The organism is Streptomyces sp. XY431, from assembly GCF_001279805.1.
Taxonomy (GTDB): Bacteria; Actinomycetota; Actinomycetes; order Streptomycetales; family Streptomycetaceae; genus Kitasatospora; species Kitasatospora purpeofusca.
In genome coordinates, this window is the sequence record NZ_LGDO01000051.1 from 1 (window position 1) to 24790 (window position 24790).

General features: G+C 73.5%; 23 protein-coding genes and 1 pseudogene. 10 read left to right on the forward strand and 14 right to left on the reverse strand.

Going from position 1 to position 24790, the window contains the following annotated elements; all coding sequences use genetic code 11:
• Positions 1-616: pseudogene (locus tag ADK60_RS08180) on the reverse strand (hypothetical protein); the annotation flags it as partial.
• A 323-nt stretch (positions 617-939) separates the two neighbouring features.
• On the opposite strand from ADK60_RS08180, the gene ADK60_RS08185 reads away from it, so the two are divergent.
• Positions 940-3036 carry an MDR family MFS transporter gene (locus ADK60_RS08185; RefSeq protein WP_079008154.1) on the forward strand — a complete coding sequence of 699 codons (2097 nt, stop codon included), beginning with the start codon at positions 940-942 and terminating at the stop codon, positions 3034-3036.
• A gap of 56 nt (positions 3037-3092) precedes the next feature.
• On the opposite strand, the gene ADK60_RS08190 is transcribed toward ADK60_RS08185, so the two are convergent.
• On the reverse strand, positions 3093-3581 hold the full coding sequence (locus ADK60_RS08190) for a MarR family winged helix-turn-helix transcriptional regulator (RefSeq protein WP_234370988.1): 489 nt from the start codon (positions 3579-3581) through the stop codon (positions 3093-3095).
• A gap of 63 nt (positions 3582-3644) precedes the next feature.
• Here ADK60_RS08190 and ADK60_RS08195 point away from each other — a divergent pair, with 63 nt between their 5' ends.
• The 3 genes from ADK60_RS08195 to ADK60_RS43150 all read left to right on the forward strand — a co-directional run bounded on the left by ADK60_RS08195 (position 3645) and on the right by ADK60_RS43150 (position 5561).
• Positions 3645-4016: a cupin domain-containing protein gene (locus tag ADK60_RS08195; protein WP_053644484.1), complete on the forward strand. Its 372-nt coding sequence runs from the start codon at positions 3645-3647 to the stop codon at positions 4014-4016.
• A 44-nt stretch (positions 4017-4060) separates the two neighbouring features.
• Positions 4061-4387: an antibiotic biosynthesis monooxygenase family protein gene (locus ADK60_RS08200; RefSeq protein ID WP_045938573.1), complete on the forward strand. Its 327-nt coding sequence runs from the start codon at positions 4061-4063 to the stop codon at positions 4385-4387.
• Positions 4388-4628: 241 nt separating this feature from the next.
• Positions 4629-5561: a helix-turn-helix domain-containing protein gene (locus ADK60_RS43150; protein ID WP_159400349.1), complete on the forward strand. Its 933-nt coding sequence runs from the start codon at positions 4629-4631 to the stop codon at positions 5559-5561.
• Positions 5562-5658: 97 nt separating this feature from the next.
• On the opposite strand, the gene ADK60_RS08210 is transcribed toward ADK60_RS43150, so the two are convergent.
• Positions 5659-6981 carry a hypothetical protein gene (locus ADK60_RS08210; protein ID WP_053644488.1) on the reverse strand — a complete coding sequence of 441 codons (1323 nt, stop codon included), beginning with the start codon at positions 6979-6981 and terminating at the stop codon, positions 5659-5661.
• Positions 6982-6991: 10 nt separating this feature from the next.
• Entirely contained in the window at positions 6992-7588 is a 597-nt protein-coding gene (locus ADK60_RS08215) for a hypothetical protein (protein ID WP_107094547.1), read from the reverse strand.
• 226 nt (positions 7589-7814) lie between these two features.
• Between ADK60_RS08215 and ADK60_RS08220 the strand changes: the two genes are divergently transcribed.
• The gene (locus tag ADK60_RS08220; RefSeq protein ID WP_053644510.1) at positions 7815-8645 is read left to right on the forward strand and encodes a glycosyltransferase family 2 protein; all 831 of its coding nucleotides are present in this window, start codon (positions 7815-7817) and stop codon (positions 8643-8645) included.
• Here the strand turns inward: ADK60_RS08220 and ADK60_RS08225 are convergent.
• Both ADK60_RS08225 and ADK60_RS08230 read right to left on the reverse strand, forming a co-directional pair.
• Complete coding sequence (locus ADK60_RS08225; protein WP_053644492.1) at positions 8642-9649, reverse strand: NAD-dependent epimerase/dehydratase family protein; 1008 nt, start codon at positions 9647-9649, stop codon at positions 8642-8644. The genes ADK60_RS08220 and ADK60_RS08225 overlap by 4 nt on opposite strands.
• 52 nt (positions 9650-9701) lie before the next feature.
• Complete coding sequence (locus tag ADK60_RS08230) at positions 9702-9905, reverse strand: hypothetical protein (protein WP_053644494.1); 204 nt, start codon at positions 9903-9905, stop codon at positions 9702-9704.
• 369 nt (positions 9906-10274) lie between these two features.
• On the opposite strand from ADK60_RS08230, the gene ADK60_RS08235 reads away from it, so the two are divergent.
• Entirely contained in the window at positions 10275-11657 is a 1383-nt protein-coding gene (locus ADK60_RS08235) for an NsdA family TPR-like regulatory protein (protein ID WP_079008157.1), read from the forward strand.
• 13 nt (positions 11658-11670) lie between these two features.
• Positions 11671-12162: a TrmO family methyltransferase domain-containing protein gene (locus ADK60_RS08240; RefSeq protein ID WP_053644496.1), complete on the forward strand. Its 492-nt coding sequence runs from the start codon at positions 11671-11673 to the stop codon at positions 12160-12162.
• A gap of 117 nt (positions 12163-12279) precedes the next feature.
• On the opposite strand, the gene ADK60_RS08245 is transcribed toward ADK60_RS08240, so the two are convergent.
• The 6 genes from ADK60_RS08245 to ADK60_RS08270 form a co-directional block, all read right to left on the reverse strand.
• Positions 12280-13134, reverse strand: coding sequence for an ECF transporter S component (locus ADK60_RS08245; protein WP_053644498.1), 855 nt, complete (start codon positions 13132-13134; stop codon positions 12280-12282).
• Positions 13131-14753 carry an ABC transporter ATP-binding protein gene (locus ADK60_RS08250; protein ID WP_053644499.1) on the reverse strand — a complete coding sequence of 541 codons (1623 nt, stop codon included), beginning with the start codon at positions 14751-14753 and terminating at the stop codon, positions 13131-13133. Before ADK60_RS08250 ends, ADK60_RS08245 begins: the two co-directional genes overlap by 4 nt.
• Positions 14750-15955 (reverse strand): CbiQ family ECF transporter T component, encoded by a 1206-nt coding sequence (locus ADK60_RS08255; RefSeq protein ID WP_053644514.1) that lies wholly within the window; start codon positions 15953-15955, stop codon positions 14750-14752. The genes ADK60_RS08250 and ADK60_RS08255 overlap by 4 nt, the downstream gene beginning before the upstream one ends.
• 68 nt (positions 15956-16023) lie before the next feature.
• Positions 16024-16743, reverse strand: coding sequence for an SCO2322 family protein (locus ADK60_RS08260; protein ID WP_053644515.1), 720 nt, complete (start codon positions 16741-16743; stop codon positions 16024-16026).
• 140 nt (positions 16744-16883) lie between these two features.
• Positions 16884-18194, reverse strand: coding sequence for an SCO2321 family membrane protein (locus tag ADK60_RS47525; RefSeq protein WP_053644501.1), 1311 nt, complete (start codon positions 18192-18194; stop codon positions 16884-16886).
• Between the two features lie 317 nt (positions 18195-18511).
• Positions 18512-19087: a TetR family transcriptional regulator gene (locus tag ADK60_RS08270; RefSeq protein ID WP_045944335.1), complete on the reverse strand. Its 576-nt coding sequence runs from the start codon at positions 19085-19087 to the stop codon at positions 18512-18514.
• A gap of 329 nt (positions 19088-19416) precedes the next feature.
• Here ADK60_RS08270 and ADK60_RS08275 point away from each other — a divergent pair, with 329 nt between their 5' ends.
• The 3 genes from ADK60_RS08275 to ADK60_RS08285 all read left to right on the forward strand — a co-directional run bounded on the left by ADK60_RS08275 (position 19417) and on the right by ADK60_RS08285 (position 22721).
• A complete protein-coding gene (locus tag ADK60_RS08275) occupies positions 19417-20727 on the forward strand; it encodes a glycosyltransferase family 4 protein (RefSeq protein WP_053644503.1) in 1311 nt (436 codons plus the stop codon).
• Between the two features lie 153 nt (positions 20728-20880).
• A complete protein-coding gene (locus tag ADK60_RS08280) occupies positions 20881-21642 on the forward strand; it encodes a class I SAM-dependent methyltransferase (RefSeq protein WP_053644505.1) in 762 nt (253 codons plus the stop codon).
• Complete coding sequence (locus ADK60_RS08285) at positions 21639-22721, forward strand: prenyltransferase/squalene oxidase repeat-containing protein (RefSeq protein ID WP_045944338.1); 1083 nt, start codon at positions 21639-21641, stop codon at positions 22719-22721. The genes ADK60_RS08280 and ADK60_RS08285 overlap by 4 nt, the downstream gene beginning before the upstream one ends.
• 93 nt (positions 22722-22814) lie before the next feature.
• On the opposite strand, the gene ADK60_RS08290 is transcribed toward ADK60_RS08285, so the two are convergent.
• A complete protein-coding gene (locus ADK60_RS08290; RefSeq protein ID WP_053644507.1) occupies positions 22815-23762 on the reverse strand; it encodes a hypothetical protein in 948 nt (315 codons plus the stop codon).
• A 292-nt stretch (positions 23763-24054) separates the two neighbouring features.
• Positions 24055-24790: N-acetylmuramoyl-L-alanine amidase (locus ADK60_RS08295; RefSeq protein WP_079008158.1), on the reverse strand; the 736-nt coding region annotated here is incomplete at its 5' end.

The following is a 24790-nucleotide window of genomic DNA, read 5'->3' on the forward strand; positions in this document are numbered from 1 at the left end:
TCGTCGTACTGGGCGGGGGCGCGGCCCGGTCGTCCGGGTCGGCGGAGGGAGTGACCGCGTAGGCCAGCCCGACCGTGAGCGCCAGCAGGCCGGCGCCGGCCGCGATCAACAGCCCCTTGCGGCGGCCGGGTCCGTGGCCGTTCTCCTGCTCGGCGGCGCGCCGTGCGGCCCGGCCGCCGGTGGGTGCCGCGGCGTCGGGCGCGACCGGGAAGACGCCCAGTTCGTCCTCGGCCGGGGCGTCGTACGCCCCGGGCCGGGCCCCGGCCGGGGGCGGGGGGAAGTGCGGGGCGGTGGCGACCGGGGGCAGCACGGTGGTCGCGTAGGCGTCGGCGTCCGGCCCCAAGGGGGGAGTGACCGGCGGCGGAGCGACCGGGGGCAGCACGGTGGTGCCGAACGGGTCGGCCGTCGGCGGCCCCGGTGCCGGGGGAGCTTCGAGGGTCGCCGGGAAGGCGGGGTCCGCCACCTGGCCGACGGCCTGCGGCACGTACGGGCGGACCAGCGGCGGGCCCTCCAGGTGCGGCAGGACGGCGGTGTCGTCGAGGCCGTGGTCCGGCGGGAGGCAGCCGCACCCGGTGGATCGTGCGGAGCCGCACGTCGGGCAGTGCTGGTCCGGCATCGGCCGGCCCTCCTCGGTTCTCGGTCGTTCTCGGTCGTTCGCGGTCCCGGACGCGTGGTCGGTCGGACTCGTGTTCAGGCGATGGACGGGCCTGATTATGCAGGACGTCCCTGAGGGGGGACAGGGGCGTCCGGCCCGGTGTGGGGGCCTTGTGCCGGTTGGTGGGGGTTGGGCATCGGTGAACGGTGGGTGTGCGGATGTGAAGGTCCGGCAGGCGGCCGTGCTTACGTTCGGCTCAACTGAACGGAGCAAAACGGTTCATTTCTGACAGCATGGTGGCCTGGAGTGATCATCTGCCGACCTGTGAGGGATACGGAGACGCCATGACGGATCCGATCGCCGCGTCCGACCGGAGTCCGGACGGGGGGCCGGGGCCGGGGCCGACGGGAGTTGCCGCCCAGCCTCCGGTCACCGCGGGCAGTCTGTGGGTGCCGATCGGGGCGTTGCTGCTGGCGATGCTGCTCGCGGCGCTCGACCAGACCATCGTGTCCACGGCGCTGCCCACCATCGTCAGCGACCTCGGCGGCCTGGAGCACCTGTCCTGGGTGGTCACCGCCTACATGCTCGCCTCGACCGCGGCCACCCCGCTGTGGGGCAAACTCGGCGACATGTACGGCCGGAAGGTCTTCTTCCAGGCCTCCATCGTGATCTTCCTGCTGGGCTCGGTGCTGTGCGGCATCGCCCAGAACATGGGTGAGCTGATCGCCTTCCGCGCCGTCCAGGGCCTGGGCGGCGGCGGCCTGATCGTGCTCTCGCAGGCCATCGTCGGGGACCTCGTGCCGCCCCGGGACCGGGGGAAGTACCAGGGCGTCTTCGGCGCCGTCTTCGGTGTCACCAGCGTGCTCGGCCCGCTGCTCGGCGGCCTGTTCGTCGACAACCTCAGCTGGCGCTGGGTGTTCTACATCAACCTGCCGATCGGCGTGGTCGCCCTGGTGGTGATCGCCGCGGTGCTGCACGGGACGGAGGTCCGGCGCCGGCACCGGATCGACTACCCCGGCACCGTGCTGATCGCCTCGGTGGCCACCTGCCTGGTGCTGATGACCTCGCTCGGCGGGACGACCTGGGGGTGGAGTTCCTGGCAGATCATCGGCCTGGGAGTGCTCGGCCTGGTCCTGCTGGTCGCCTTCGTCCAGGTGGAGCGCACCGCGGAGGAGCCCGTCCTGCCGCTGCGGCTGTTCCGCTCCCGGACCTTCAGCCTGGTGGCCGTCATCTCCTTCGTGGTCGGCTTCGCGATGTTCGGCGCGCTGACCTATCTGCCGACCTTCCTCCAGGTGGTCATGAAGGTCTCGCCGACGATGTCCGGCATCCACATGCTGCCGATGGTGATCGGCATGCTGGTCACCTCGATCGGCTCCGGCCAGATCGTGGCCAGGACCGGCCACTACCGGGTCTTCCCGATCGCCGGCACCGCCATCACGGTCGTCGGCCTGCTGCTGCTCTCCCTGCTCGACGAGCACAGCAGCACCTTCGAGATGAGCTGCTACTTCCTGGTCTTCGGGCTCGGCCTCGGCCTGGTGATGCAGGTACTGGTGCTGATCGTGCAGAACTCCGTCGGCTACCAGGACCTCGGTGTCGCCACCGCCGGCGCCACCTTCTTCCGCTCCATCGGGGCCTCCTTCGGGGTCTCCGTCTTCGGCACGGTCTTTGCCTCCGGGCTCAACGACCGGCTCGGCGACGCCCTGGCCGGCGTCCCGCTGCCGCCCGGTTTCGGCCCCGGGGCGATCACCTCCGACCCGCGCGTCGTCGCCCAACTGCCCGCCGCGACCCAGGAGGCGGTCTACCACGCCTACGCCGAGTCGATCACCCGGGTCTTCCTCTACGCGGTGCCGGTGGCGGTGGTCGCCTTCGTGCTCTCGCTGTTCCTGCGGGAGCAGAAGCTGCGCACCACCGTGACCGCCCCCGACCTCTCCGAGTCCATCGGCCTCAACCCGGTCGAGCGCTCCTCGCTGGACGAGATCAGCCGGGCGCTGTCCGTCCTCGGCACCCGGGAGGCGCGGCGCGACCTGTTCAGACGGATCACCGCCACGGCGGGTCTCGACCTCAAGCCGGCCTCCAGCTGGCTGCTGCTCCAGATGTACCACCACGGCTCGGTGGAGCCCGCCGAACTGGCGGAGCGCCGGATCGTGCCCTTCTCGGTGGTGGAGGAGGCGGTGCGCGAGGTCGAGGGCCGGGGGCTGGCGGCCCGGACCGGTGGGCTCCCGCTGCGGCTCACCGAGCCGGGCGAGGCGGCGGCCGTCCAGCTGGTCGCGGCCCGGCGGGCGCAGCTCGCCGAACTCCTCGGCGACTGGGACGAGAAGCAGTTCGACGACCTGGCCGAACTGCTCACCCGGCTGGCCTCCACCCTCTGCGCCGACGAACGGGACCGGCCCGACCGCGTCGTGGACGAGCCCCCGTACCACGGTGAGGGCCGCTCCTTCTGACGGCCGTTCCTTCCGGCAGTCGTCCCTTCCGGCAGTCGTTCCTGCTGACGCCCGCGTCACGGGCCCCCGAACCACCTCGGGGTGTCCAGCCGGAACGGGTCCCCGGGCGCGAGCGTCCGCAGTGCGTCCTCCAGGCCCCGCAGCCGCTCCTCGCCGCCCAGCTGCACGACCCACTCCGCGCGCAGCTCCTCGAAGATCCGGGCCGACCGGACCAGGCAGTCCACCCCGCGCTCCGTCAGCCGGACCACCTTGCGGCGGGCGTCCGCCGGGTCGCTGCCGCGCTCGACGTAGCCGAGCCGTTCCAGCTGCTCGACGGTCTTTCCGGCCGCCTGCTTGGACACCCCGAGGCGCTTCCCGAGCTCGACGGCGGTGGTGCCGTGCGGCCCGATCGCCTGGAACACGAATCCGTGCGTCGGGCGGAGGTCGGGGTGTCCCTCGCGGGCGATCCGCTCGTGCAGCTCGTCGATGATCAGCCGGAACGCGAACAGCAGCCGCACCGGCAGTTCGTAGCCCGGCGTCGCGCCTTCCCCGGAATCCCTTGACACGATCGACAACCTCATTGACCATATAGACAACTTGATTGTCCATCATAAGGGAGACACTCGCTCTTGTCCGTCATCCGCAGCACCGACGCCCGCCGTACCGAGACCCCCAATGCCGTTCTGACCACCTACGCCTCGCCCACCCAGGGCGGCACCGGCCTCGCGCTGTGGCGGGTCGAGATGCAGGCGGCCCGCTCCGGCCCGCGTCACGCCATGGACACCGAGCAGGTGTGGACCTTCCTCACCGGCACCGCCGTCGTCGACCTGGACGGCGAGGAGCTCGCCCTCGCCGCCGGGGACACCCTCGTCCTGCCCGCCGACCTCCCCCGCCTGATGCGCTCCGAGGACGGCTTCACCGCCGTCGTCGCCTCCCCGGCGCCGTCCATGGCCGTCAACCTGGACACCGGCGACCGGGTCGCCCCGCCGTGGACGGTGTGAGGTGTAGCAGACTGCCTCCCGGAACAACCCTGAGGAGGTACGGCGTGTCCGTCGTCAAGATCAATGTGCTGACCGTTCCGGCCGAGCAGCGGGAGGTGCTGGAGCAGCGCTTCGGTGCCCGGGCCGGTGCGGTGGAGAACTCGGACGGCTTCGAGTACTTCGAGCTGCTCCGCCCGGTCGAGGGCACCGACCAGTACCTGGTCTACACCCGCTGGCGGGACGAGGAGTCCTTCCAGGCCTGGCTCGCGGGCCCGATGCAGGCCGCGCACCGGCCGGCGGCCAAGGACGGCGAGGCGCCGCAGCGGCCCGCCGCCAGCGGCTCGACGCTGTGGTCCTTCGACGTGGTCCAGTCGGCCGGCCCGAAGGGCTGAGGCCGGCAGTTCGCGGAACGGCGCGCCCCGGACGCAACGGCGTCCGGGGCGCGCCGTCGTGGGGGTACCGAAGGGATGAGCCCGACCTTCGCGCCCGGTGGTGGGCGGCGGTGCTGTCCGGCATTGGACGGTTCATCACATGGGGGCGCTGTTCGGCATTCGAGTGCGCCGGGGTGGGTGCGCGTGCGCCGCCCGATCGGGTGATGGGGATGAGGTTTCCGGGGCTGTTCGCTGGACTAGCGTGATCATTGCGTTCAGCAACGAAAAGCCCCGGCGGTGCGCCAACACCCCGGGGAACGGCACCAGGAGAGAGAACTCCACGATGCACATCAATCGTATCCCCAAGCACGCGCCCGGGTACACGATCCTCGACAACGGGCATGTCGTGCGGAAGCACTCGCTCAGTTGGGCGGCGCGCGGGTTGCTCGGGTACCTCCTCAGCCTGCCGAACGGCGCTCGGGAGGATGTTCGGACGCTGGCCGCGAAGAGCGTCGAGGGGCGGGCGACGGTGGCCCGGGCGCTGCGGGAGCTGGAGGCGGCCGGGCACTACGTGCGGCGGACCGTGCGCGACCCCCTGACGGGACGGGTGCGGACGGCGGTCTCCGTGCATGAAGTGCCCTTGTCGGACAAGGCGGTGCACTCGTTGCCGCCGGTTCCCGCGGCACCGGCCGCCGGGGCACCCGGAGCCGGGAAGGCGGGAAGCCCCTCCTTGAGGGCAAGGACGGTGAGGCGGAAGGAACCTTCCGTCCATCCGGTGGCGACAGTGCCCCGGATGACGGAGGGGATGGGGCTGCTGATCGAACTCGGTTCCCGGGAGCCGGCGTTGGCACTGGCCGGCAAACCGCTGGCGGACCAGGCCGCGCGGGTGGAGGGCCTGTTGGCGGGCGGATGGTCGGCGGACGCGCTGATGGGCATCCTGGCCGCGCCGCTTCCGGGGAAGGTGACCCACAGCGTTGCGGCGATCCTCGGCGGGCGGTTGACGAAGGTGCCGCCCGTTCCGTCGGGCCGTGGCACCGCGGTGAAGCCGGTGACGGTGCCGCGACCCAGGCGCCATGAGTGCGCGGGACGGGACGGCATGTGCGGCCGTCCTGTTGGCGGAGCGGGGGAGCCGTGCTCCGGCTGCCGCCCGCCCCGGGCGGTGGGGGGTCGGGCGGTGTCGCGGACCTCGCTGTAGTCGTCCGCGCCGCACAGTTCACCCGCCTGAGCGCAGGGGGTGGCGGGCGGCTGCGTCTCCCCGTGCGCTCCCGCGCCGGGGGCGAGGGTGACATGACCTAACGAAGGTGCCCTGCGGCTTTTCCCTTCGCGTCTCTCCGCATGGCGGTCATGGCCAGTTCGGCGAGGCGGGGGAGGAAGGTCACGTCGAGCTGGTCCGCTGGGTGCAGCAGGCCGCGCTCGCAGGTCTCCGCTGTCCACACGGTGCAGCGGGATCGAGGATAGGCCGGATTGATCCCGATCTCGCCTTTCGGGATCGTGCCGTTGAACGGCGTCGGGATGCCTTCGGTGTTCCAGTAGTCCCACGCCTCGAGGGCCTTGGCTTGTTCGAAGGCGAGGTACAGCTGCGGGTAGCGGTCGATGATGCGCATCTCGCGGAAGACGAGTTGCCCGAGCAGGGGCGGTGCGGTCGCGCTGAGGACGTCGAAGTCCGCGGCTCCGAAGGTCACGGATGCCGCGTCCTGGCTGGGTGCGAGTGCCACGGTGGCGAACAGGTGTGACACGCGCCGCCTGATGTAGCGGGCTGCCCCGGATGTCAGGCCGGCCTCGATCTGTCCGATGAGCCGGAGGAGGCGATCGTGTCCCGGGTTGAAGCGGGACAAGTCGAAGAGCTTGTCCATGCTCCTGACGGCGGAGAATGCCAGCCTCTTGTAGAGGCGGTTGTTCATCTCGGCGAGCTGGGTGTACGCCTTGGTCTCGGGAGCTTTGGAGTTGAGCATCAGGTACTCGGACGCCACCTCGAAGTAGAGGTAGCCGAGGAACGGGAAGACCGGCACGGTGGCGGCGAGCCGGTCGATGAATTCGGTGTCCGGTGTCGGGTTCCCGGTGGCGTTGGCGAGGAGGGTGTCGAGGAAGGGCGCCGCTGCGCGGACCCGGCCCAGCACCGCTCGGCGGAGCTGGGCGTCTTCAGCCTCGGTAAGGAAGCTGCGGTGGGTGAGGTAGGTGCGCAGGTGGACAGCGCCCAGCCGGAGATAGTCGATGCCCTTGGGCGGCACGGGAGCGTCGGGGGCGATCTCGAAGACCAGGGTGCGGGTGTGCTTCTTGGTCTCCAGCAGGTAGCTGCCCAGGTTGTGGGGACGTAGGCCGGCGGGCTCGGCGGTGAGGGGCGCACAGTAGAGCGCGGCGACCAGGCAGCCGGTGGAGGCGTAGAGCTGCCCGCTGGCGCGGATCGCGTCCAGGGCGACGGTGGTGTGCATCAGGTGGACAGGGCGCCCGGAGGTCAGCGCCTGGGTCATGGAGTTGCCGTGCAGCAGCCAGCCGTTGGGCGTCTCGTGTGCGAGGTGGTGGCGCCAGTCGGCTTCGCTCTCGGTCAGGCCGGACGGGCCCCGTCGGGTGGCGCTGCCGGTGTGGTCGGTGTGGGCGTTGTCCCACTCGTGGTGCATGAACGGCCTCCTACTGCCGGCGGTCGAGGAGCTGGCGGGCGTGGATGAGTGCCCCGTGGTTGGTGGCGCCGTTGAGCCGGGCCTGTTCGCTGCGGACGACGAGGTCGAAGGCGACGGGGTGGAGCCATGCGGGGATGACGATGCGCAGGTGGGACGGGTCGGGCCACCAGCGGGTGAGGGGAAGCCGGTAGCGGTCCAGACAGTCGGCCGCCTTGAGCAGGTCGATCAGGTGTGGCGCCCGCTGGTATGCGAGGTCCTGCTGCGAGGTGAAGTCCGGGTACGGGACGTCGTGGAGGCCGATGGCGATGGCTGCCTGCTGGGAGAGGCCGGGCGGGAGTTCTCGGCCGAGCATGGTGGTCACGGCTTGCTGGTTTCGGGTGAACCAGAGCGCTGCCCGTCGGCCGTGTCCGGGATCGTCGCGGTCGTCGCGCCGCCGGCAGTCGTGGACGGCTGCGGCGGTGCACAGGGCCGCGGTGTGATCGGGGTCGAGTCCGTACTCCTGGGCGAGCAGACCGGCGAGCAGGGAGACGCGGGCGTTGTGCCGGATGCCGTGGATGGAGTCCACAAGCTGGGGCTGCGCGAACCAGGTGTCGGCCGGTACCAGCATGAGTGGCGGATGTGGCAGGGTGGGCGGCGCGGCTGGGGCTTCGGGTCGGTTCCTGTCGATCCAGGCGAGTGTGTCCCGATCCATCACCTGATGGGCGGGAAGGATCCGGTTCTCGGCGAGATCGCGGAGTGATGTGGCACCCGGCTTCGATGTTCGTGAGGTCATCTCTGGTTCCTCGAAGGGAAGAGGTTCGGTGGGCGTCAAGCTCGGCGTGGCGGTCCTGACCATGGGCACGCGGCCGAAGGAACTGGCCGAGCTGCTGGCGTCGGTGGGGATGCAGACGGTCAAGGCCGCGAAGGTCGTGGTGGTCGGCAACGGGTGCGTGCTGCCGGAACTGCCCGCCGGGGTGGAGGGCGTGGAGCTCGCGGACAACCTCGGTGTGACCGGCGGGCGGAACGTCGCCCTGGAGCACCTGCGGGACGTGGACGTGGTGATCGACCTGGACGACGACGGCTTGCTGGTCGCGGACGACGTCCTCGCCCGGATCGCCGACCTGTACGAGGCCGACCCCGGGCTTGGGATCGTCGGGTTCCGGATCGCGGACGAGACCGGTGTCACCCAGCGGCGCCATGTACCCCGGCTGCGGGCTGGTGATCCGATGCGTGGCGGTGAGGTGACCGGCTTCCTCGGCGGCGGCCACGCGCTGTCCTCGAAGATGCTGGAGCAGGTCGGTGGCTGGCCGGACGCCTTCTTCTTCGCGCACGAGGAGACCGACATGGCCTGGCGTGCCTTGGATGCCGAGTGGCGGGTGCTCTACGTCCCCGAGCTGCTGCTCCAGCACCCGCGCACCAGCCCGACTCGGCACTCCTTCTTCTACCGGGTGAACGCGCGCAACCGGGTGTACCTGGCGCGCCGGCACCTCCCGGCCCTGCTCGTGCCGGTCTACCTCAGTGTGTGGATGGCGCTCACCGTTGCTCGGACGCGGGATTCGGCCGGGCTGAAGGCGTGGTTCGCGGGCTTCGCCGAGGGCTGGCGCACACCGTGCGGTCGGCGCAAGCCGATGCGCTGGCGCACGGTGTGGAGCATGACCAAGCTGGGGCGTCCGCCGATCATTTAGGCCGCTGCGGCCTGGCGCATCCAGCCGGGGACAGCCTCCGGGGTCGCCTTCAGCCAGGCCACGTAGCGGGCGACGCCTTCCGCCATCGTGACGCCCGGCCGCCACCCCAGCAGCGCCTCCATCCGCTCGACGGAGGCGTATCCGCCCTCGGGGTCGCCGGGCGGCATGGGTGTCTCGATCAACGGGACGTCCGGGTAGTGGCTGCGGACTAGCTCCGCGACCTGCCGGATCGAAGTGCCAGTACCGGTTCCGATGTTGACGGTCTCGTTGTGCACGTCGGGCGCGACCAGCGCCCACAGCGTACCGGTGGCGATGTCGTCCACGTGGACCATGTCGCGGATCTGGTGGCCGCCGCCGTTGAGGTGCAGCGGCATGCCGAGCGCGGCCCGCATGGCGAACCAGGCGACCACCCAGGAGTGGCTGCGCTCCTTGACGATCTGGGGCTCGCCGTAGACCGAGAAGTACCGCACGACGGCGTACGAGATGCCGGCGCCGCCGAGCACGGCGGCGGTCTGGTACTCGCCCCACGCCTTGCTGTTCCCGTACACCGACACCGGACGGACCGCCGCGTCCTCCGCGAACTGCGGGCTGCCGTTGCCGTAGACGCTGGCGGAGGAGACGAACACCATCCTGCGCACCCGGTCCGAGGCGGCGACCGCATCCAGGACACGTTGGGTGCCGGTGATGTTGGTGTCGATGGCGTCCAGCGGCCGACGCGTGCAGGCCGCCACGTCGGCCAGGGCGGCGGCGTGGATCACGTAGTCGCAGCCGGAGATCACCTTACGCATCAGGTCTGGCTCGGCGATGTCGCCGACGATGAAGTCGGGGTCGGCGGTGTCGATGCCGAACCGCTCGCGGTACACCTCGTGCGGGTAGGCGTCGAGCTTGCACACCGAGACGGGGCGGGCACCGAGCCGGCGGAGCCGGGATGTGATGCGGCTGCCGATGAGGCCGCCGGCGCCGGTGATCAGCACGGTCTGTCCTGAGAGCTGTTCGAGGGACATGGGAGTTCTTCCTCTCACACGTGGGACGGGTGGTGCCACAGAGGCACGCGGGTCAGCCACCTCGGTGCTGCGGGCAGCGACAGGCAGGCCAGGTGGCCGAGGGGTGGTAGGCGTAGGCGTCGGGCTCCGACTCCACGGTGATGACGCCGGAGTCGCCGTACCGGGTACCGTCCTGCGCGATCTTGAACGTGCGGATGGACAGGCTCCGGTGGCGGTCCTCGGGCAGCTTGAAGTCCGGGGAGTTCCCGGCGCTCATGCCGCGGACTCCGGCCGTCGCTCGCGGCGGCGGCCGACGGCGGGGTGACGCAGGGCGCGTCGGCGGGCGCGTTCCCGGTCGGGGGCGAGGGCATCTGTAGTGGAGGAGTCGGCGAGGCTCCACGGGTGGGGTGTGCGGTCGGCAGTCGTCATTGGCGTCTCCGGGGGCGCGAGTCGGCAGGGCGCCCCCGATGCCGGATGCATGGCTGGAGCCGCCGCAGGCCGCCGCTCCGCAGGGGTTCAGGATCCGAGGGCGGTCCCACCCGGCGAGCGGCATGCAATCAGTGAACCGTCCAACCGCTACTCGGAGTACGGTGTTGGGCACGCTGAGCGGTTTAAGCGGTTTAACGGCCCGTCAGGGAGGTGCGCTTTGGCGCCGACGAGGGAACCGAACGAGCGACTGCGGAAGGTCATCGACGAGACGAAGCTTTCCGGCGATGCGATCGCGCGCCTGGTCAGGCGGGTGGCGGCCGAGCATGACGAGCTCTTGGAGACCAACAAGTCGAGCATCACGCACTGGAAGAACGGCGGTCAGCCGGCCGGGAACGTTGGTGTATTCCTGGCCGAGGCGTTGGGTCGCGCGCTCGGCGGGCGGGTCGTGACGCTGGAGGAGGTCGGTCTGATCGCACCCGCGCCCCAAAAATCCGACTGGGACGCGGATACGCTGAGCGCGCTGGCCGAACTCGGGAGAACCGACGTGGACGTGGAACGCAGGCGGGCGCTGGGGGTGGCGGTCTACTCAGTGGCCGGGCTCTCCCTGCCCGGCGAAGACTGGTGGCAACGCATGGCCGAGCGGGGCAGTGCGCGCAGCTCCGCCGCAACCCGGCGGGTGGGCCCTGGCGACCTGGCAGCCGTCCGCGACATGACCACCCTGTTCTCGCAGGTCGATCAACGGCGAGGCGGTGGTCACGCCTGGATGTCCGTGGTGCAGTACCTGGCGACCGACGTCACCGCCTACCTGCGGGGGAAGTTCACCGACGAGCGGGTACGCCGTGACCTCTTCTCCGCAGCCGGCGAACTCGCCTACCTGGCGGGCTGGATGGCGTTCGACGGTGGCCAGCACGCGATGGCGCAGCGGTACTTCACCGAGGCGGTGAAACTCGCGGCCGAGGCCGACGATCCGCCGATGGCCGCCCACGTGCTGCGGGCGATGGCACACCAGGCCCTCGACCTCGGACACCATCAGCAGGCTCTCGACCTCGCCGCCGCATCCGTCGACGGCGATCGGTACGCGCTCGCCTCCCCAAGAGAGCGGGCTCTCCTCGGCGTCGTCCACGCCCGGAGCCTGGCTGCAGCCGGGCGCAAGAACGCCGCTGCCAAGGCGCTGTTGCGGGCCGAGGGCGACCTGTCCGCCGCGAGCGACGACATTGCCGAGCCGGACCGGGTGTTCTTCTTCGGTGAGGCCAGCCTGGCCCACGAGACCGCGTGCACCCTGCGAGACATCGGAGACCTCGACGGCTCCGTGCGCGAGTTCCACCACAGCGTCCGTACCCGCAGGGCGACGAAGTTCACCCGCACCCACGCGGTGACGCTGGGATACCTCGGCTCCGTCCACGCGCAGATGAACAACATCGACCGGGCCTGCGCCACCTGGTCGCAGGCACTCGACGCCATGGACGGCGTGCGGTCCGGCCGCACCCGCCAGGCCGCCGCCGACATGCGCACCCTGCTCTCCCCCTACCGGCGGCGCGGTACCGCGGCGATCTGCGAGATCGACGCGCGCGCTGCCGCGTACCTTTCCGAAACAGGATGACGAGGAGTCACTGATGGCAGACGGTGCAACGTTCGAGGTCGAGGCCCTCGGTCACGTGGTCGGCGGACGGATCGAACCGACAGACGACTTCTGGGGCGGCACCCGCGCGATCGTCCGGCTGGACGGATCCCGCTTCACCGCCGACGCGACCAAGGGCCTTGAGGAGTTCTCGCACCTGGAGATCGTCTTCCGTTTCCACCTCACCGACCCGACCGACCTGAACCTCGGTGCCCGTCGGCCCCGGGACAACCCGGAGTGGCCGGAGGTCGGGATCTTCGGTCACCGCAACATGCGGCGCCTGAACTGGCTGGGTGTGTCACGCTGCCGCCTGCTCAAGGTCGACGGGCTGGACCTGCACGTCGAAGACCTCGATGCTGTCGACGGCACGCCGGTCCTGGACGTGAAGCCGTGGTTCGGTGAGATGGGACCCCGTGGAGAGCAGCACCAGGCCGAATGGACGACTGTCATGCTCCGTGACTACTTTGCGCCCGGGGCCGATGACTGACGACGGACCGTGACTGTCCGATCGTGACCGGGCCCTCCTCGCCGTACCCGGTCGGGGTGGTGGCCCGCGGGGCGAAGGTGGTGATTGCGGCGCAGGGGCACGTCCGCGCGGCGCGGTTCAATCGCCCGGCGGGGGCCGGAAGGTGATCGGGGCGGCGAAGGCGGCGCGGCGGGTGGCGCGGCGCAGGGCGCGCAGGACCGGGGTGCCGAGGGTGAGGCAGAGGACCACGGTGAGGGCGGCGCGGGGGAGGTCCCAGCCGAGCGAGGTGGTCAGGCAGTAGACGGCGAAGCGCACCAGGTTCTCGGACACCGGGTCGCCGGGGACGAAGGAGATCGAGCTCGCGAGGCCGGCGATGTAGGGCCAGCCCTGGAGGTTCATGATCACGCCGTAGAGCAGCGAGGCCACGGCTCCGTAGGCGGCGAGCAGGGCGAGTTCGCGGCGGCCGCGCAGTCGGGCCGGGCCGGGGAGGAGGCCGGCGCCGAGGCTCACCCAGCCCATGGCGAGCATCTGGAACGGCAGCCAGGGCCCGACGCCGCCGGTGAGCAGCGCGGAGGCGAACATCGACAGTGCGCCGAGGACGAAGCCGAAGCCCGGTCCGAGCACCCGGCCGGACAGCACCATCAGGAAGAACATCGGCTCCAGTCCGGCCGTGCCCGCGCCGAGGGGGCGCAGGGCGGCGCCGGCGGCCGCGAGGACGCCGAGGAGCGCGACGGACTTGGCGTCCAGCCCGGGGGCCCCGCCGCCCGCCGTGCGGCCCTCGGAGATCTGGGCGACGACGACGGCGAGGAGCAGCGGGAGCAGCAGGGCGAACAGCCAGGGGGCGTCGGCGGAGTGGCCGACCAGGGCGGACCGGGTGGAGGCGAGCAGCGGCCAGCCGAAGCCGGCCGCGCCGACCAGGGAGGTCAGGGCCAGGGCGAGGACCGAGCGGCGGCCGAGCGGGACCGGGCGGGCGAGCGGGGTCGGCGGGGTCATGCGTCGGGCCCGATCCGGTCGAGGGCCTCGGCGACCTGGCGGACGGTGAGCCAGGGGCCCGGGGCGAGGATCTTGGCGACCTGCGGGGCGAAGGCCGGCGAGCCGAGCACCACCTCGGGGGTCGGGCCGTCCGCGACGATCTCGCCGTCGGCCAGCACGGCCGTGCGGTCGGAGAGTTCGGCGGCCAGCTCGACGTCGTGGGTGGCGAGCAGGACGCCGTGGCCCTCGGCGGCGAGGCCGCGCAGGATCTCGACCAGCCGGGCCTTGGCCGCGTAGTCGAGGCCCCGGGTGGGCTCGTCGAGCAGGATCAGCGGCGGGCGGGCGGTCAGCACCACCGCCAGGGCGAGGCTGAGCCGCTGGCCCTCGGAGAGGTCGCGCGGGTGGACGGCGTCCGGCAGGCCGGGCAGCAGCCGCTCCACCAGGGCGCGGCAGGTGCCGGGTTCGGCGCCCGCGTCGTGATCGGCGGAGGCGCACTCGGCGGTGACGCTCTCGCCGTACAGCAGGTCGCGCGGGTCCTGCGGGACGAGGCCGACGTGGCGGACGAGTTCGGCGGGCCGGGTGCGGTGCGGGGTGCGGCCGCCGACGGCGACCGAGCCGGAGGCCGGCGCGTGCAGGCCGACCAGGGCGCCGAGCAGGGTGGACTTGCCGGCCCCGTTGCGGCCCATCAGGGCGGTGATCGTCCCGGCGTGCAGGGTGAGGTCGACGCCGCGCAGGGCCGGGACCGGGCCGCGTCGGACCACCAGGCGGGAGGCGGTGGCCAGCGGGGTGCCGGTGGCGGAGGCGGCCGGGGCGGCGGGCGGGCGGTGGCCGTCCAGCCGGGCGCGCAGGCCGGCCGCCCGGCGGCGGGCGTCGCGGACGGTGAGCGGCAGCGGGTGCCAGCCGGCCAGCCGGCCGAGGCCGACCACCGGCGGGTGGACCGGTGAGTGGGCCATGATCCCGGCGGGCTCGCCCAGGACGGGCGGCGCGCCGGGGGTCAGCAGCAGGACCTGGTCGGCGTACTGGACCACGCGCTCCAGCCGGTGCTCGGCCATCAGCACGGTGGTGCCGAGGTCGTGCACCAGCCGCTGGAGCACCGCCAGCACCTCCTCGGCGGCGCCCGGGTCGAGCGCGGAGGTCGGCTCGTCCAGGACCAGCACCTTCGGGTGGACGGTGAGCACCGAGCCGATGGCGACCCGCTGCTGCTGGCCGCCGGAGAGCGAGCCGAGTGCCCGCTGCCGCAGTTCGGCCAGGCCGAGGAGGTCGAGGGTCTCCTCGACCCGGCGCCGCATCACGTCCGGCGGCAGGCCCAGCGACTCCATGCCGTAGGCGAGTTCGTCCTCGACCGTGTCGGTGACGAAGTGCGCCCTCGGGTCCTGGCCCACCGTGCCGACCAGGTCGGCGAGTTCGCGCGGCCGGTGCTCCCGGGTGTCCCGCCCGTCGACGGTGACCCGGCCGTGCAGCACGCCGCCGGTGAAGTGCGGGACGAGGCCGCTCACCGTGCCCAGCAGGGTCGACTTGCCGGAGCCCGACGGGCCGACGAGCAGGCAGAGTTCGCCCTCGGGGACGGTCAGATCGACGCCGTCGATCGTGGGCGCCTCGGCGTCGGCGTACTGGACGCCGACCTGTTCGAAGGTGATCACGGAGTCCTCCCGGGCCCGGACGGGGTCCTGGCGGTGGTGGCGGCCTTGGTGGCGGTGGCTTCGGTGGTGCTTCCGGTGGAGTTGCCGGAGGTGGCGCCGGTGGTGTTCGGCGGCACCGGGGTGACGAAGGCGGGGAGCAGCCCGAGCAGGACGGCCGCCGCCGCGGCGACCGGCAGCACCGGCGCGGTCGGCGGCACCACGGTGGGGGCGAAGGCGAGCGGGTCCAGCGCGGCCAGCCATGCCGTCGCCGCCGCCACCACGACCCCGGAACCGGCGGTGAGCCACTCCGGCAGCGCCCAGGGATCCGGCCGGTAGCGGGTCCGGATCGAGCGCCGCCCGCCCAGCAGCAGTCCGGCGAAGGCGGCGGCCAGGCCGATCACCAGCACCGGCGCCGCCCAGCCGGCGCCGCCCGCCGTCAGCAGTCCGTACGCGGCCAGGCAGATGCCGAGCAGTCCGGCCAGGGTCAGCCCGGCGGTGAGCAGGGCGATCCGGCGCGGCACGGCGGCGGTGCGTCCGAAGCCGCGGGTGTCCATCGCCGCCGCCAGCGCCACCGAGCGCTCCAACGCGCCCTCCAGGACGGGCAGTCCGACGCTGAGCACGGCGGCCACGCCCCGGTCGGTGCGGCCGCGCAGCCGGCGGGCGGCGCGCAGCCGCTGCACGTCGGCCACCAGGTTGGGCGCGAAGGTCATCGCGACCACGACGGCCACGCCCGCCTCGTAGAGCGCGCCGGGGAGCGTGCGCAGCAGCCGGGCCGGGCTGGCGAGGGCGTTGGCGGCGCCCACGCACACCAGCAGGGTGGCCAGCCGCAGCCCGTCGTACAGCGCGGCGAGCAGCCCCTCGGCGGTCACCCGGCCGCCGATCCGGACGCCCTGCGCCCAGGCGGGCAGGGGGACTTCGGGGAGGGTGAACAGAACGTGGGTGCCGGGGACCGGCGAGCCGAGGAGGACGGCGAACAGCAGCCGGATGCCGAGCACCAGGAGGCCGAGCCGCAGGAACGCGCCGTAGGAGCGCGACCAGGGCGCGTCACCGCGCCGGGCGGCGACGACGTAGCCGGCGACGGCGGCCAGCAGCAGCAGGACCAGCGGATTGGTGGTGCGGGTGGCGGCCGCGCCCAGCCCGAGTGCCCACAACCACCAGGCTCCGGGGTGCAGTTGGCGAGGTCCGGCGGCCGGTCGGCGGCGGGCGGCGCGGGGTGTGGGCACGGTGGGGTCCAGGGGGTCGGTCCGGAGCGGGGCGGCGGCTGGCGGGCGGGGCCGGGTGGCGGCCGGCCTCATCGGCGGCGGCGCGACTGCCAACGGGCGCCCGCGGCCACGGCGAGGACGAGGGCCAGGCCGGCGCCGACCCCGAGGACGGGGCCGATGGCACCGGGGGAGGCGCCGGCCGCGACCGACCCGGTGGCGTCGGTGGGGCCGGTGGCCGTGCCGGTCGCGCCGGCCTCGGTGGAGGGGGCGGCGGTGCCGGTCGGTCGGGCGGCCCCGCCCAACTGCTCGCCGCAGCCCGTGCGCGGATAGCCCGCGATGGCGCAGAGCAGCCCGTTGACGTCGTACCGCAGCGGCGGGGCGACGGTGGCCAGGACCTCCGCCGAGCTGGCCCGGGTCGGTACGAGGGCGCAGGCGGTCCGGGGCTCCGGCGGGGTCTCGCGGGCGGGCGCGTCGGCGGGGCCGCCGAAGTCCAGCACCACGGCGACCCGTTTGCGTCCGGCCTCGGCCGGCGTACCGGCGCAGAGGGCGGCGAAGTCCCCGGGCGGACCGGGCCGGGTGGCCTGCTGGCCGCCGTCGGGGCTGACGGCGAACCGCCAGCCCTCGACCTCGCCGTCCGCCGGGACGTGCACGGCGGGGCCCTGCTGCTGGTACACCCAGGCGCCGTCGGACCACCGCCAGAACGACCAGTAGCGGTAGCCGGCGGCCTGCGCCGGCGCGGCGCCGAGCAGGAGCACGATCAGCAGGCCGGTGACCGCCCCGGCCAGGAAGCGCAGGGCTGCCCGTAGCACCCGCCGCCGGGCCGCCGCCGCCTCGTCCTCGACGACGACGGCAGCGGTGGCAGCGGTGGCGGTGGCAGGAGTGACAGCGGTGGCAGCGGCCGGGACCGCGGCCGTGGTCGGACGCGCGTCCCGGTCCCGGCCGGGAGGGGTCACAGCTTCGCGCCGCGCTTGCGCTGCAGGCTGAGCACCAGCCCGCCGCCGATGCCGATCAGCAGGCCGATGCCGACCAGCCAGAACTTGCCGATGCCGCTGTCCTTGTCCTTCTCGGCCGAGGCCGAGGTCGAGGCCGAGGTCGAGGCCGAGGCACTGGCGGACGCCGCGCCGACGGCCTTGGGCGCCGGGCCGAGCGCGGTCAGCTGCTTGACCAGGTCGGTCCCGCCGAAGGCGGCCGGGTCGCGCTGCGCCGCCTGCGCCACCAGCACCAGGGTGGCGGTGGCGGCGGCGTCGGTGCCGCCCTTGGTCCAGGTGCCGCCCTCCTTGGCCAGCCAGTCGACGGCGCCCGCGGCCTGCTGCGGGTGCCCGCCCTGGACCAGGCCGAGCGCCGCCCAGGCGGTGGCGGTGTAGTCGGGGGTGGGCGCGGCGCCGGGCAGGGTCAGGGTCAGGTGCTGGCCGCCCGCCGCGAGCTGCGCGGTGAGGTACGCGCCCGCCGCCTCGCCGGAGTCGGCCCGGGGGACGGCGGTGGCGGTGGCGCCGCCGTCGGCGCAGGCCAGGGCCTTGGGGGCGGCGTCGGTCCGGTTGCCGGTGGCGACCGGCAGCTTCCCGCCGGCCGCGGCGAGCGAGGCCTGGCCGCTGGCGAGGGCGTTGGGCTCGGCGGCGGGGGCGCCGGCCGGGGCGGTCTGGTAGACGAAGGCACCGCGCTGGTCGGCGGGGGCGGCGCAGCCGAGCTGGAAGACGGCGAGCCCGTCGAAGGCGTTGCGGCCGGCCTTGGCGACGGCCGCCGGGTCGGCCTTGGCGGCGAGCAGGGCGTTGACGGCGAGGCCGGTGGAGTTGGCGTCGCCCGGGTTGCCGGGGTTGTAGGCCCAGCTGCCGTCCGCGTTCTGGTTGGCCTTGAGCCACTGGACGCCCTTGTCCACGGCGTCCTGGTGCCCGCCGAGGGTGGTCAGCGCCTGGATCGCGAGCGCGGTCGCGTTGCTGTCCTCGAACGCCGGGTCGCAGGCGGTCGCGGCGTCGGCGCGGTACGAGGGCCAGCCGCCGTCCGCGCACTGCTGTCCGGTCAGCCAGGAGACGGCCGAGTCGGCCGGGGTCACCTTGGCGGTGGTCAGCGCGGTCAGGGCGAGGGACTGCCGCCACACCCCGTCGTACGTCGGGTCGCCCTTGCCGTACAGGCCGTCGGGGAGCGGGGCGGAACCGAGGCTCGCGGTGGGGCTCGGGATGTCGGCGAACGCCGGGGTGGCGGCGGCGGTTCCGGCGAGCAGCGCGGCGGCCAGGGCGGCGGCGCCCGCGCGGGCGGCGGTCAGCATGATCGGAGTTGTGCCTTTCGATGAGCGGTGTCGGCCGGGGCCGGCCGTTCCGTAGACCTCGACGGTGCCGGGGGTGGTCCGCCCGGCATGGGGCCGCTCGCCTCTCCCCGGGTGCTCCGGCTCGCCGGCGGACGGGCGCCGGGCTCACGGTTGCGGGGTCAGCGCCGGATTCGCACCGGCTTTCCCCGGAATTGGAGAAGCGGGATGGAGTTGTCCTGCCCGTCGACTCTAGCTGCCGGACCGGGTGCCAGGACGCGGCCGGGGTGAGAACAGGTTCCAGTTCGGCGGCCCTCCGGCGGGCCGGGCCCGGTACGGCCTCAGGGCAGCTCCAGCAGCCGGGCGGCGGTGTGCAGGTCGGCCCTGACCTCGGCGATCGAGGCGCGGCCGGAGAGCCAGGCGACCAGCGCGGCGTGCCAGGTGTGCTCGATCACCCGGACGGCGGCACGCTGGCTCTCGGTGGGCGGCCCGGACTGCCCGATGGCGTCCAGGATGAGCTGCCCGGTGGCGGCGGAGACCTGGTCCACCTCGGCGCCCACCGAGCGGTCGGCGAAGGAGAGCGCGCGGACCATCGCCTCGGCCAGCAGTGGTTCGCGCTGCAGCGCGTGGAACGCCCGGGTCAGCGTCTCGGCGACCCTCGGCGCCGGTTCGGGCTCGGTCGGCGGGTGCCGGCGGACCTGCTCCTGGAGGCCGCGCAACTGCTCCAGCATGACCGCGACCAGCAGATGGACCTTCGACGGGAAGTACCGGTAGAGCGTCCCGAGGGCCACCTGGGCCCCCTCCGCCACCTCCCGCATCTGGACCGCGTCGTAGCCGCCGCGGGCCGCCAGCGTGGTCGCGGTCCGCAGGATCCGCCGCCGCCGTTCGGCCTGCCGGGCGGTCAGCGGCGGTGCCATCGGGGCGACCGGGAGGGGTGCCGGGGCGCTGCCGGACGAGGGGGTGGGCGCCGCCGGCGCGGGCGGTGCGGGCGGGGGTGAGGACGATGACGGCAAGGACGCTCCCGGGCGCGAGAGTGGTGGGGCTGCTCCGGACGGGCACGGTCGGCCGGGCGTGGTGCCCGGGCGTGGCGCGAATCACCAGCCCTGGATCCTGAGCGGAAGCTACGGGCCGGTATCTTCGAGGTCTCTCATTGTTCACAGGGTCACCGGTGAACTCCACACCACACTGAAACCTGATCTACTTTACCGACCGGCAGCACAGACAGCAGCAGAGATGAGGGCCGACGATGACCGCGCAGCCGCTGCGGATTGCCCTGCTCTCGTACCGCGGCGACCCGTTCTGCGGCGGTCAGGGCGTCTACGTACGGCACCTCTCCCGTGAGCTGGCCCGGCTCGGCCACCATGTGGACGTGATCGGCGCCCAGCCGTACCCCGTCCTGGACGAGGTCGAGGGGCCGGGTTCGGTCCGGCTGGTGGAGCTGCCCAGTCTGGACCTCTACCGCGCCGACGACCCCTTCCGCACCCCGGCGCGCGAGGAGTACCGGGGGCCGGTGGACGTCCTGGAGTACGCCACCATGCGCACCGGCGGCTTCCCCGAGCCGCTGACCTTCTCGCTGCGCGCCCGCCAGTACCTGGCCCGGCACCGCGGCCGCTACGACGTGGTGCACGACAACCAGACGCTCGGCTACGGCCTGCTCGGCCTGGCCCGGCACGGCTTCCCGCTGGTCACCACGATCCACCACCCGATCACGGTGGACCGCCGGGTCGAACTGGACGCGGCCCCCGGCCGGCTGAAGCGGCTGTCGCTGCGCCGCTGGTACGCCTTCACCCGGATGCAGCGCCGGGTCGCCGCCCGGCTGGAGCACATCATCACCGTCTCCGGCAGCTCCAAGCGCGAGATCGCCGAGCACCTGGGCGCCGCCCCGGACACCGTCTCGGTGGTGCCGATCGGCGCCGACACCCGGCTGTGGTCCCCGTCGGACGAGGTCGCCCGGGTGCCCGGACGGATCGTCACCACCTCCAGCGCCGACGTCCCGCTCAAGGGCCTGGTGCACCTGGTCGAGGCGCTGGCCAAGGTCCGCACCGAACGGGACGCGCACCTGGTCGTGGTCGGCAAGCCGCAGAAGGAGGACGGCCCGATCGCCCGCGCCGTGCGTGCCTTCGGGCTGGAGCCGCACATCGAGTTCCGGCACGGCCTGACCGACCGGGAACTGGTCGACCTCTACCGCTCGGCCGAGGTGGCCTGCGTGCCGTCGCTGTACGAGGGCTTCTCGCTGCCGGCCGCCGAGGCGATGGCCACCGCGACCCCGCTCGTCGCCACCACCGGCGGCGCGATCCCCGAGGTGGCCGGTCCGGACGGCGAGAGCTGCCTGGCGGTGCCCCCGGGCGACGCGGACGCGCTCGCGACGGCGCTCGGCCGGCTGCTGGACGACCCGGAGCTGCGCGCGGCGCTCGGCGCGGCGGGCCGGGAGCGGGTGCTCGCCCGGTTCACCTGGGAGCGCGCCGCCGAGCTGACCGTCGAGGGCTACCGGGCCGCGATCGCCACCGGCGCCGGCCGCCGGGCCCGCTCCGGCCCGGGCTGGCGCTACGTGGCCTGACGGCGTCCGCCGAACGGCCGGGCGGGCGCGGCGGGTGACCGGCGCCCGCGCCCGCGGCCGCGCCGGCCGGTGCGTCCGTCCGCTCGTCCGTCCCCGTGATTTCTCTGACTCGGCGTCAGGAACCCTTTGGTACCGAAGGAATGGGAGTCCGCAGTGCTGACCGTTGATTTCTCGCGCTTCCCGCTCGCCCCCGGCGACCGGGTGCTCGACCTGGGCTGCGGCGGGGGACGGCACGCGTTCGAGTGCTACCGGCGCGGGGCCGACGTGGTCGCCCTCGACCAGAACGCCGAGGAGATCGCCGAGGTCAGGAAGTGGTTCGCCGCCATGGAGCAGGCCGGCGAGGCGCCGGAGGGCGCGTCCGCGGTCGCCATGGAGGGCAACGCGCTCGCGCTGCCGTTCGAGGACGAGCACTTCGACCGGATCATCATCTCCGAGGTGATGGAGCACATCCCGGACGACAAGGGCGTGCTCAACGAGATGTTCCGGGTGCTCAAGCCCGGCGGCCTGCTCGCCGTCACCGTGCCGCGCTGGCTGCCCGAGAAGATCTGCTGGGCGCTCTCCGACGAGTACCACGAGGTCGAGGGCGGCCACATCCGGATCTACCGGGGCGACGAGCTGCTCGACAAGCTCAAGGACGCCGGCCTGGAGCCCTACGGCACCCACCACGCCCACGCGCTGCACTCCCCGTACTGGTGGATCAAGTGCGCGGTCGGCGTCGACAACGACAAGTCGCTGCCGGTCAAGGCCTACCACCAGCTGCTGGTCTGGGACATCGTCGGCACCCCGGTGATCAGCACCCTCACCAAGGCCGCCGAGCGGGCGCTCAACCCGGTCATCGGCAAGAGCTTCGTCGCCTACGCCACCAAGCCCCACCGGGCCGGTCGCGGGGCCGAGGCCGCGGGCGGGGCGGAGTGACCGCCGCCGTCCCCGAGGCCCTGCTGCTGGACGGGGTGCTCGACGCCGAGCAGGCCGCCGGCACCGTCCGCAGCATCCTCGCCGAACAGCAGCCCGACGGGGCCATACCGTGGTTCCGCGGCCACCACCTCGACCCGTGGGACCACACCGAGGCGGCGATGGCCCTGGACACGGCCGGCGAGCACGCCGCCGCCGAGGCCGCCTACCGCTGGCTGGCGAAGCGCCAGAACCCGGACGGCTCCTGGTACGCCGGCTACGCCTACGGGAAGCCGGAGCACGCCGACGGCGAGGTCTGCAACGCGGCCAAGGAGACCAACTTCTGCGCCTACCTGGCGGTCGGCGTCTGGCACCACCACCTCTCCACCGGTGACGACACCTTCCTGGAGTGGATCTGGCCGACCGTCCGGCGCGCGCTGGACTTCATCGTCGCCCAGCGGCTGCCCGGCGGCCCGATCGCCTGGCGGGTCGACGAGGACGGCCGGGCCACCGACGAGGCGCTGCTCACCGGCTCCTCCAGCATCCTGCACGCGCTGCGCTGCGGGCTGGCGGTCGCGGACTACCTGGAGGAGCCGCAGCCCGACTGGGAGCTCGCGGCCGGCCGGCTGCGGCACGCCGTCACCCACCACCCAGAGCGGTTCCTCGACAAGGACCGCTACTCGATGGACTGGTACTACCCGGTGCTCGGCACCGCGCTGCGCGGCCCGGCCGCGCAGGCGCGGATCGCCCGGGACTGGGACCGGTTCGTCGTCCCCGGCCTGGGTGTGCGCTGCGTCAGCGACCGCCCCTGGGTCACCGGCGGCGAGAGCGCCGAGCTGGCGATGGCGCTGTGGGCGATCGGCGAGTCCGACCGTGCAGTGGACATCCTGCGCTGGATCCAGAAGCACCTGCGGCACCCCGACGGCTCCTACTGGACCGGGTACGTGTTCGAGGACGACGCGATCTGGCCGGAGGAGCGCACCACCTGGACGGCGGGCGCGCTGCTGCTGGCGGTCGCGGCGCTCGGCGGCGACCCGGCGACGGTGGCGGTGTTCGGCGGCGAGGAGCTGCCGACCGGGCTGGTGGTCCAGGACTGCTGCTGAGCGGGCGCAACTCGCGATGCCCGCGGCACGGCGAAGGGGCGGGACCGGAGAGATCCGGTCCCGCCCCTTCGCCGTACGGGGTGCCGCGCGGGGTCAGCCGCGCTGGATGCCCGAGGTGTCGGCCAGCACGCCCTGGGTGCCGTCCTGGAGCTGGGCGACCAGCGCGGCGCCGCGCTGCTCGACCGCCAGGTACCAGGTGCCGGGGACCAGTTCGCCGACCGGGCCGCCGGCCGGGTTGTCCTTCGGGGCCAGCTGGCGCGGCGCCGGGACGGCGAACCAGAACGGCGCGAAGTCCGCGGCCGGGGCGGGCTGCGGCTGGGCGGCGGCCTGACGGGCGGCCTCGGCCTCGGCGGCGTGCGCGGCCGGGGCCTGCTGGGCGGCGAGGTCCTGCGGCTGGCCCGCGACCGGCTGACCGGGCTGGCCGGCCTGCGGGGACGGGTAGCCGTAGCCGCCGGGCTGGCCGCCGAAGGCCGGGGACTGCGCCTGGCTCGGGTCCTGGCCCGGGCCCGGGTAGCCGTACTGGCCGGGCTGGCCCGGCTGGCCCGGGGCGGGGTAGCCGCCGGCCGGGAAGGCGGCCGGGGCGGCCGGCCGGTCGGTGACCAGCGGGGTCTTGAGCACCGGGATCAGCTGGCCGCCGGCGGAGGCGCCGGCCAGCACGACCAGCGCGATGACGGCGAGCCAGGCACCGAAGCCGTGGCCGATGCCCTCCATGCCGCCGCCGAGCGCCCACACCGCGGTCCAGAGCGCGGCCACCGAGAAGGCGATGCCCCACTGGTCCAGGCGCAGGCCGAGGATCTGACGGTTCGCGGCCGCCTGGCCCTGGAAGCGCTGCACCAGGATCAGGGCGGCGGCGAGGATGCCGAGCAGGAAGACCGAGGGCAGCACGGGGAACAGGACACTGTCCCAGGCGTTCGTCGAGGTGTCGCCGCAGTACTTGCCCCTGCACTCGACGGTCCAGTACGGCAGGAAGGAGGCGATGAAGAGCAGGACGGCCGCACCTGCGACGGCGGCGTCTCCCTTGGTGAGAGCGCGCAGATTCACTAACGTTCCCCTCGTTGGTGTGTCGTGGTCGGCGGTTTTCGGTTCGGCGCTCGGCCGATGTGGTTCCGGCGCCCGTCCGGTCGGCTGACCGGCCGGAAAACCCCGAACGGACCAGAAGCCTAGGGCCAACGGCCTCGCGGGTGCACAGCGGGCTCGGGAATGGGGCGAAGTCGTTGCAAATCGCGCGCTTCCGGCCCCGGCCCGTCCGCCGGCCCGTCCATCGTTCCAGTGCCCGGTCCGCCGCCCCGTCAACCGGGCCGGTGGTGGGTGCCGGGGGCGCCGGACGGGCTTCCTACCGGGTGGTCAGGAACGAGGTCAGCGCGTCGGCGATCCCCTGGGCGGCCTGCTGGCGCCACTGAGGGTCCGTCATTCGGCGGGCGTCCGCCGGGTTGCGCATGTTACCGCACTCGATGAACACCTTGGGGACGGTCGAGAGGTTCAGCCCGCCGAGGTCCGAACGGGTGTCCAGGCCCTTGCTCGCGACGTAGTCGGCGTAGGGCTCGCCGGTCGCCGCGCGGAAGCTGTCGCGCAGCAGCAGGCCCAGCCGGTGCGAGGGGTCGACGATCGCCGCGGTGTCGGCCTTTCCGGCGACCACCTTGGCGGGCATGATCACGTGGAATCCGCTGCCGTTCGCCGGTCCGCCGTCGCCGTGCACCGAGACCGCGGCGTCGGCGTGGGCGGCGTTGCCGATCCGGGCGCGCTCGTCGATGCACGGCCCCCACGGGCGGTCGCCGTCGTGGACCAGTACCACGGTGGCGCCGCGGGCGGCGAGGATCGCGCGGGCGCGGTGGACCACGTCGAGGGAGTACTCGGCCTCGCTGTAGCCGCTGTTGGTGCTGGTGCCGGTGGTGTCGCACTCCTTGCGGGCGTTGCCGATGTCGACCTTGCGGTTGATCTCGGTGGTGTGGGCGGAGTTCCCGGTGTTGTGGCCGGGGTCGAGCAGGACGGTGCGGCCGGCCAGGGTGGTGGCGGTGGGGGCCGGGAGCGGGAAGGCGGGGTCGGCGGTGCCGGTGGGAGCGGTGCCGGGC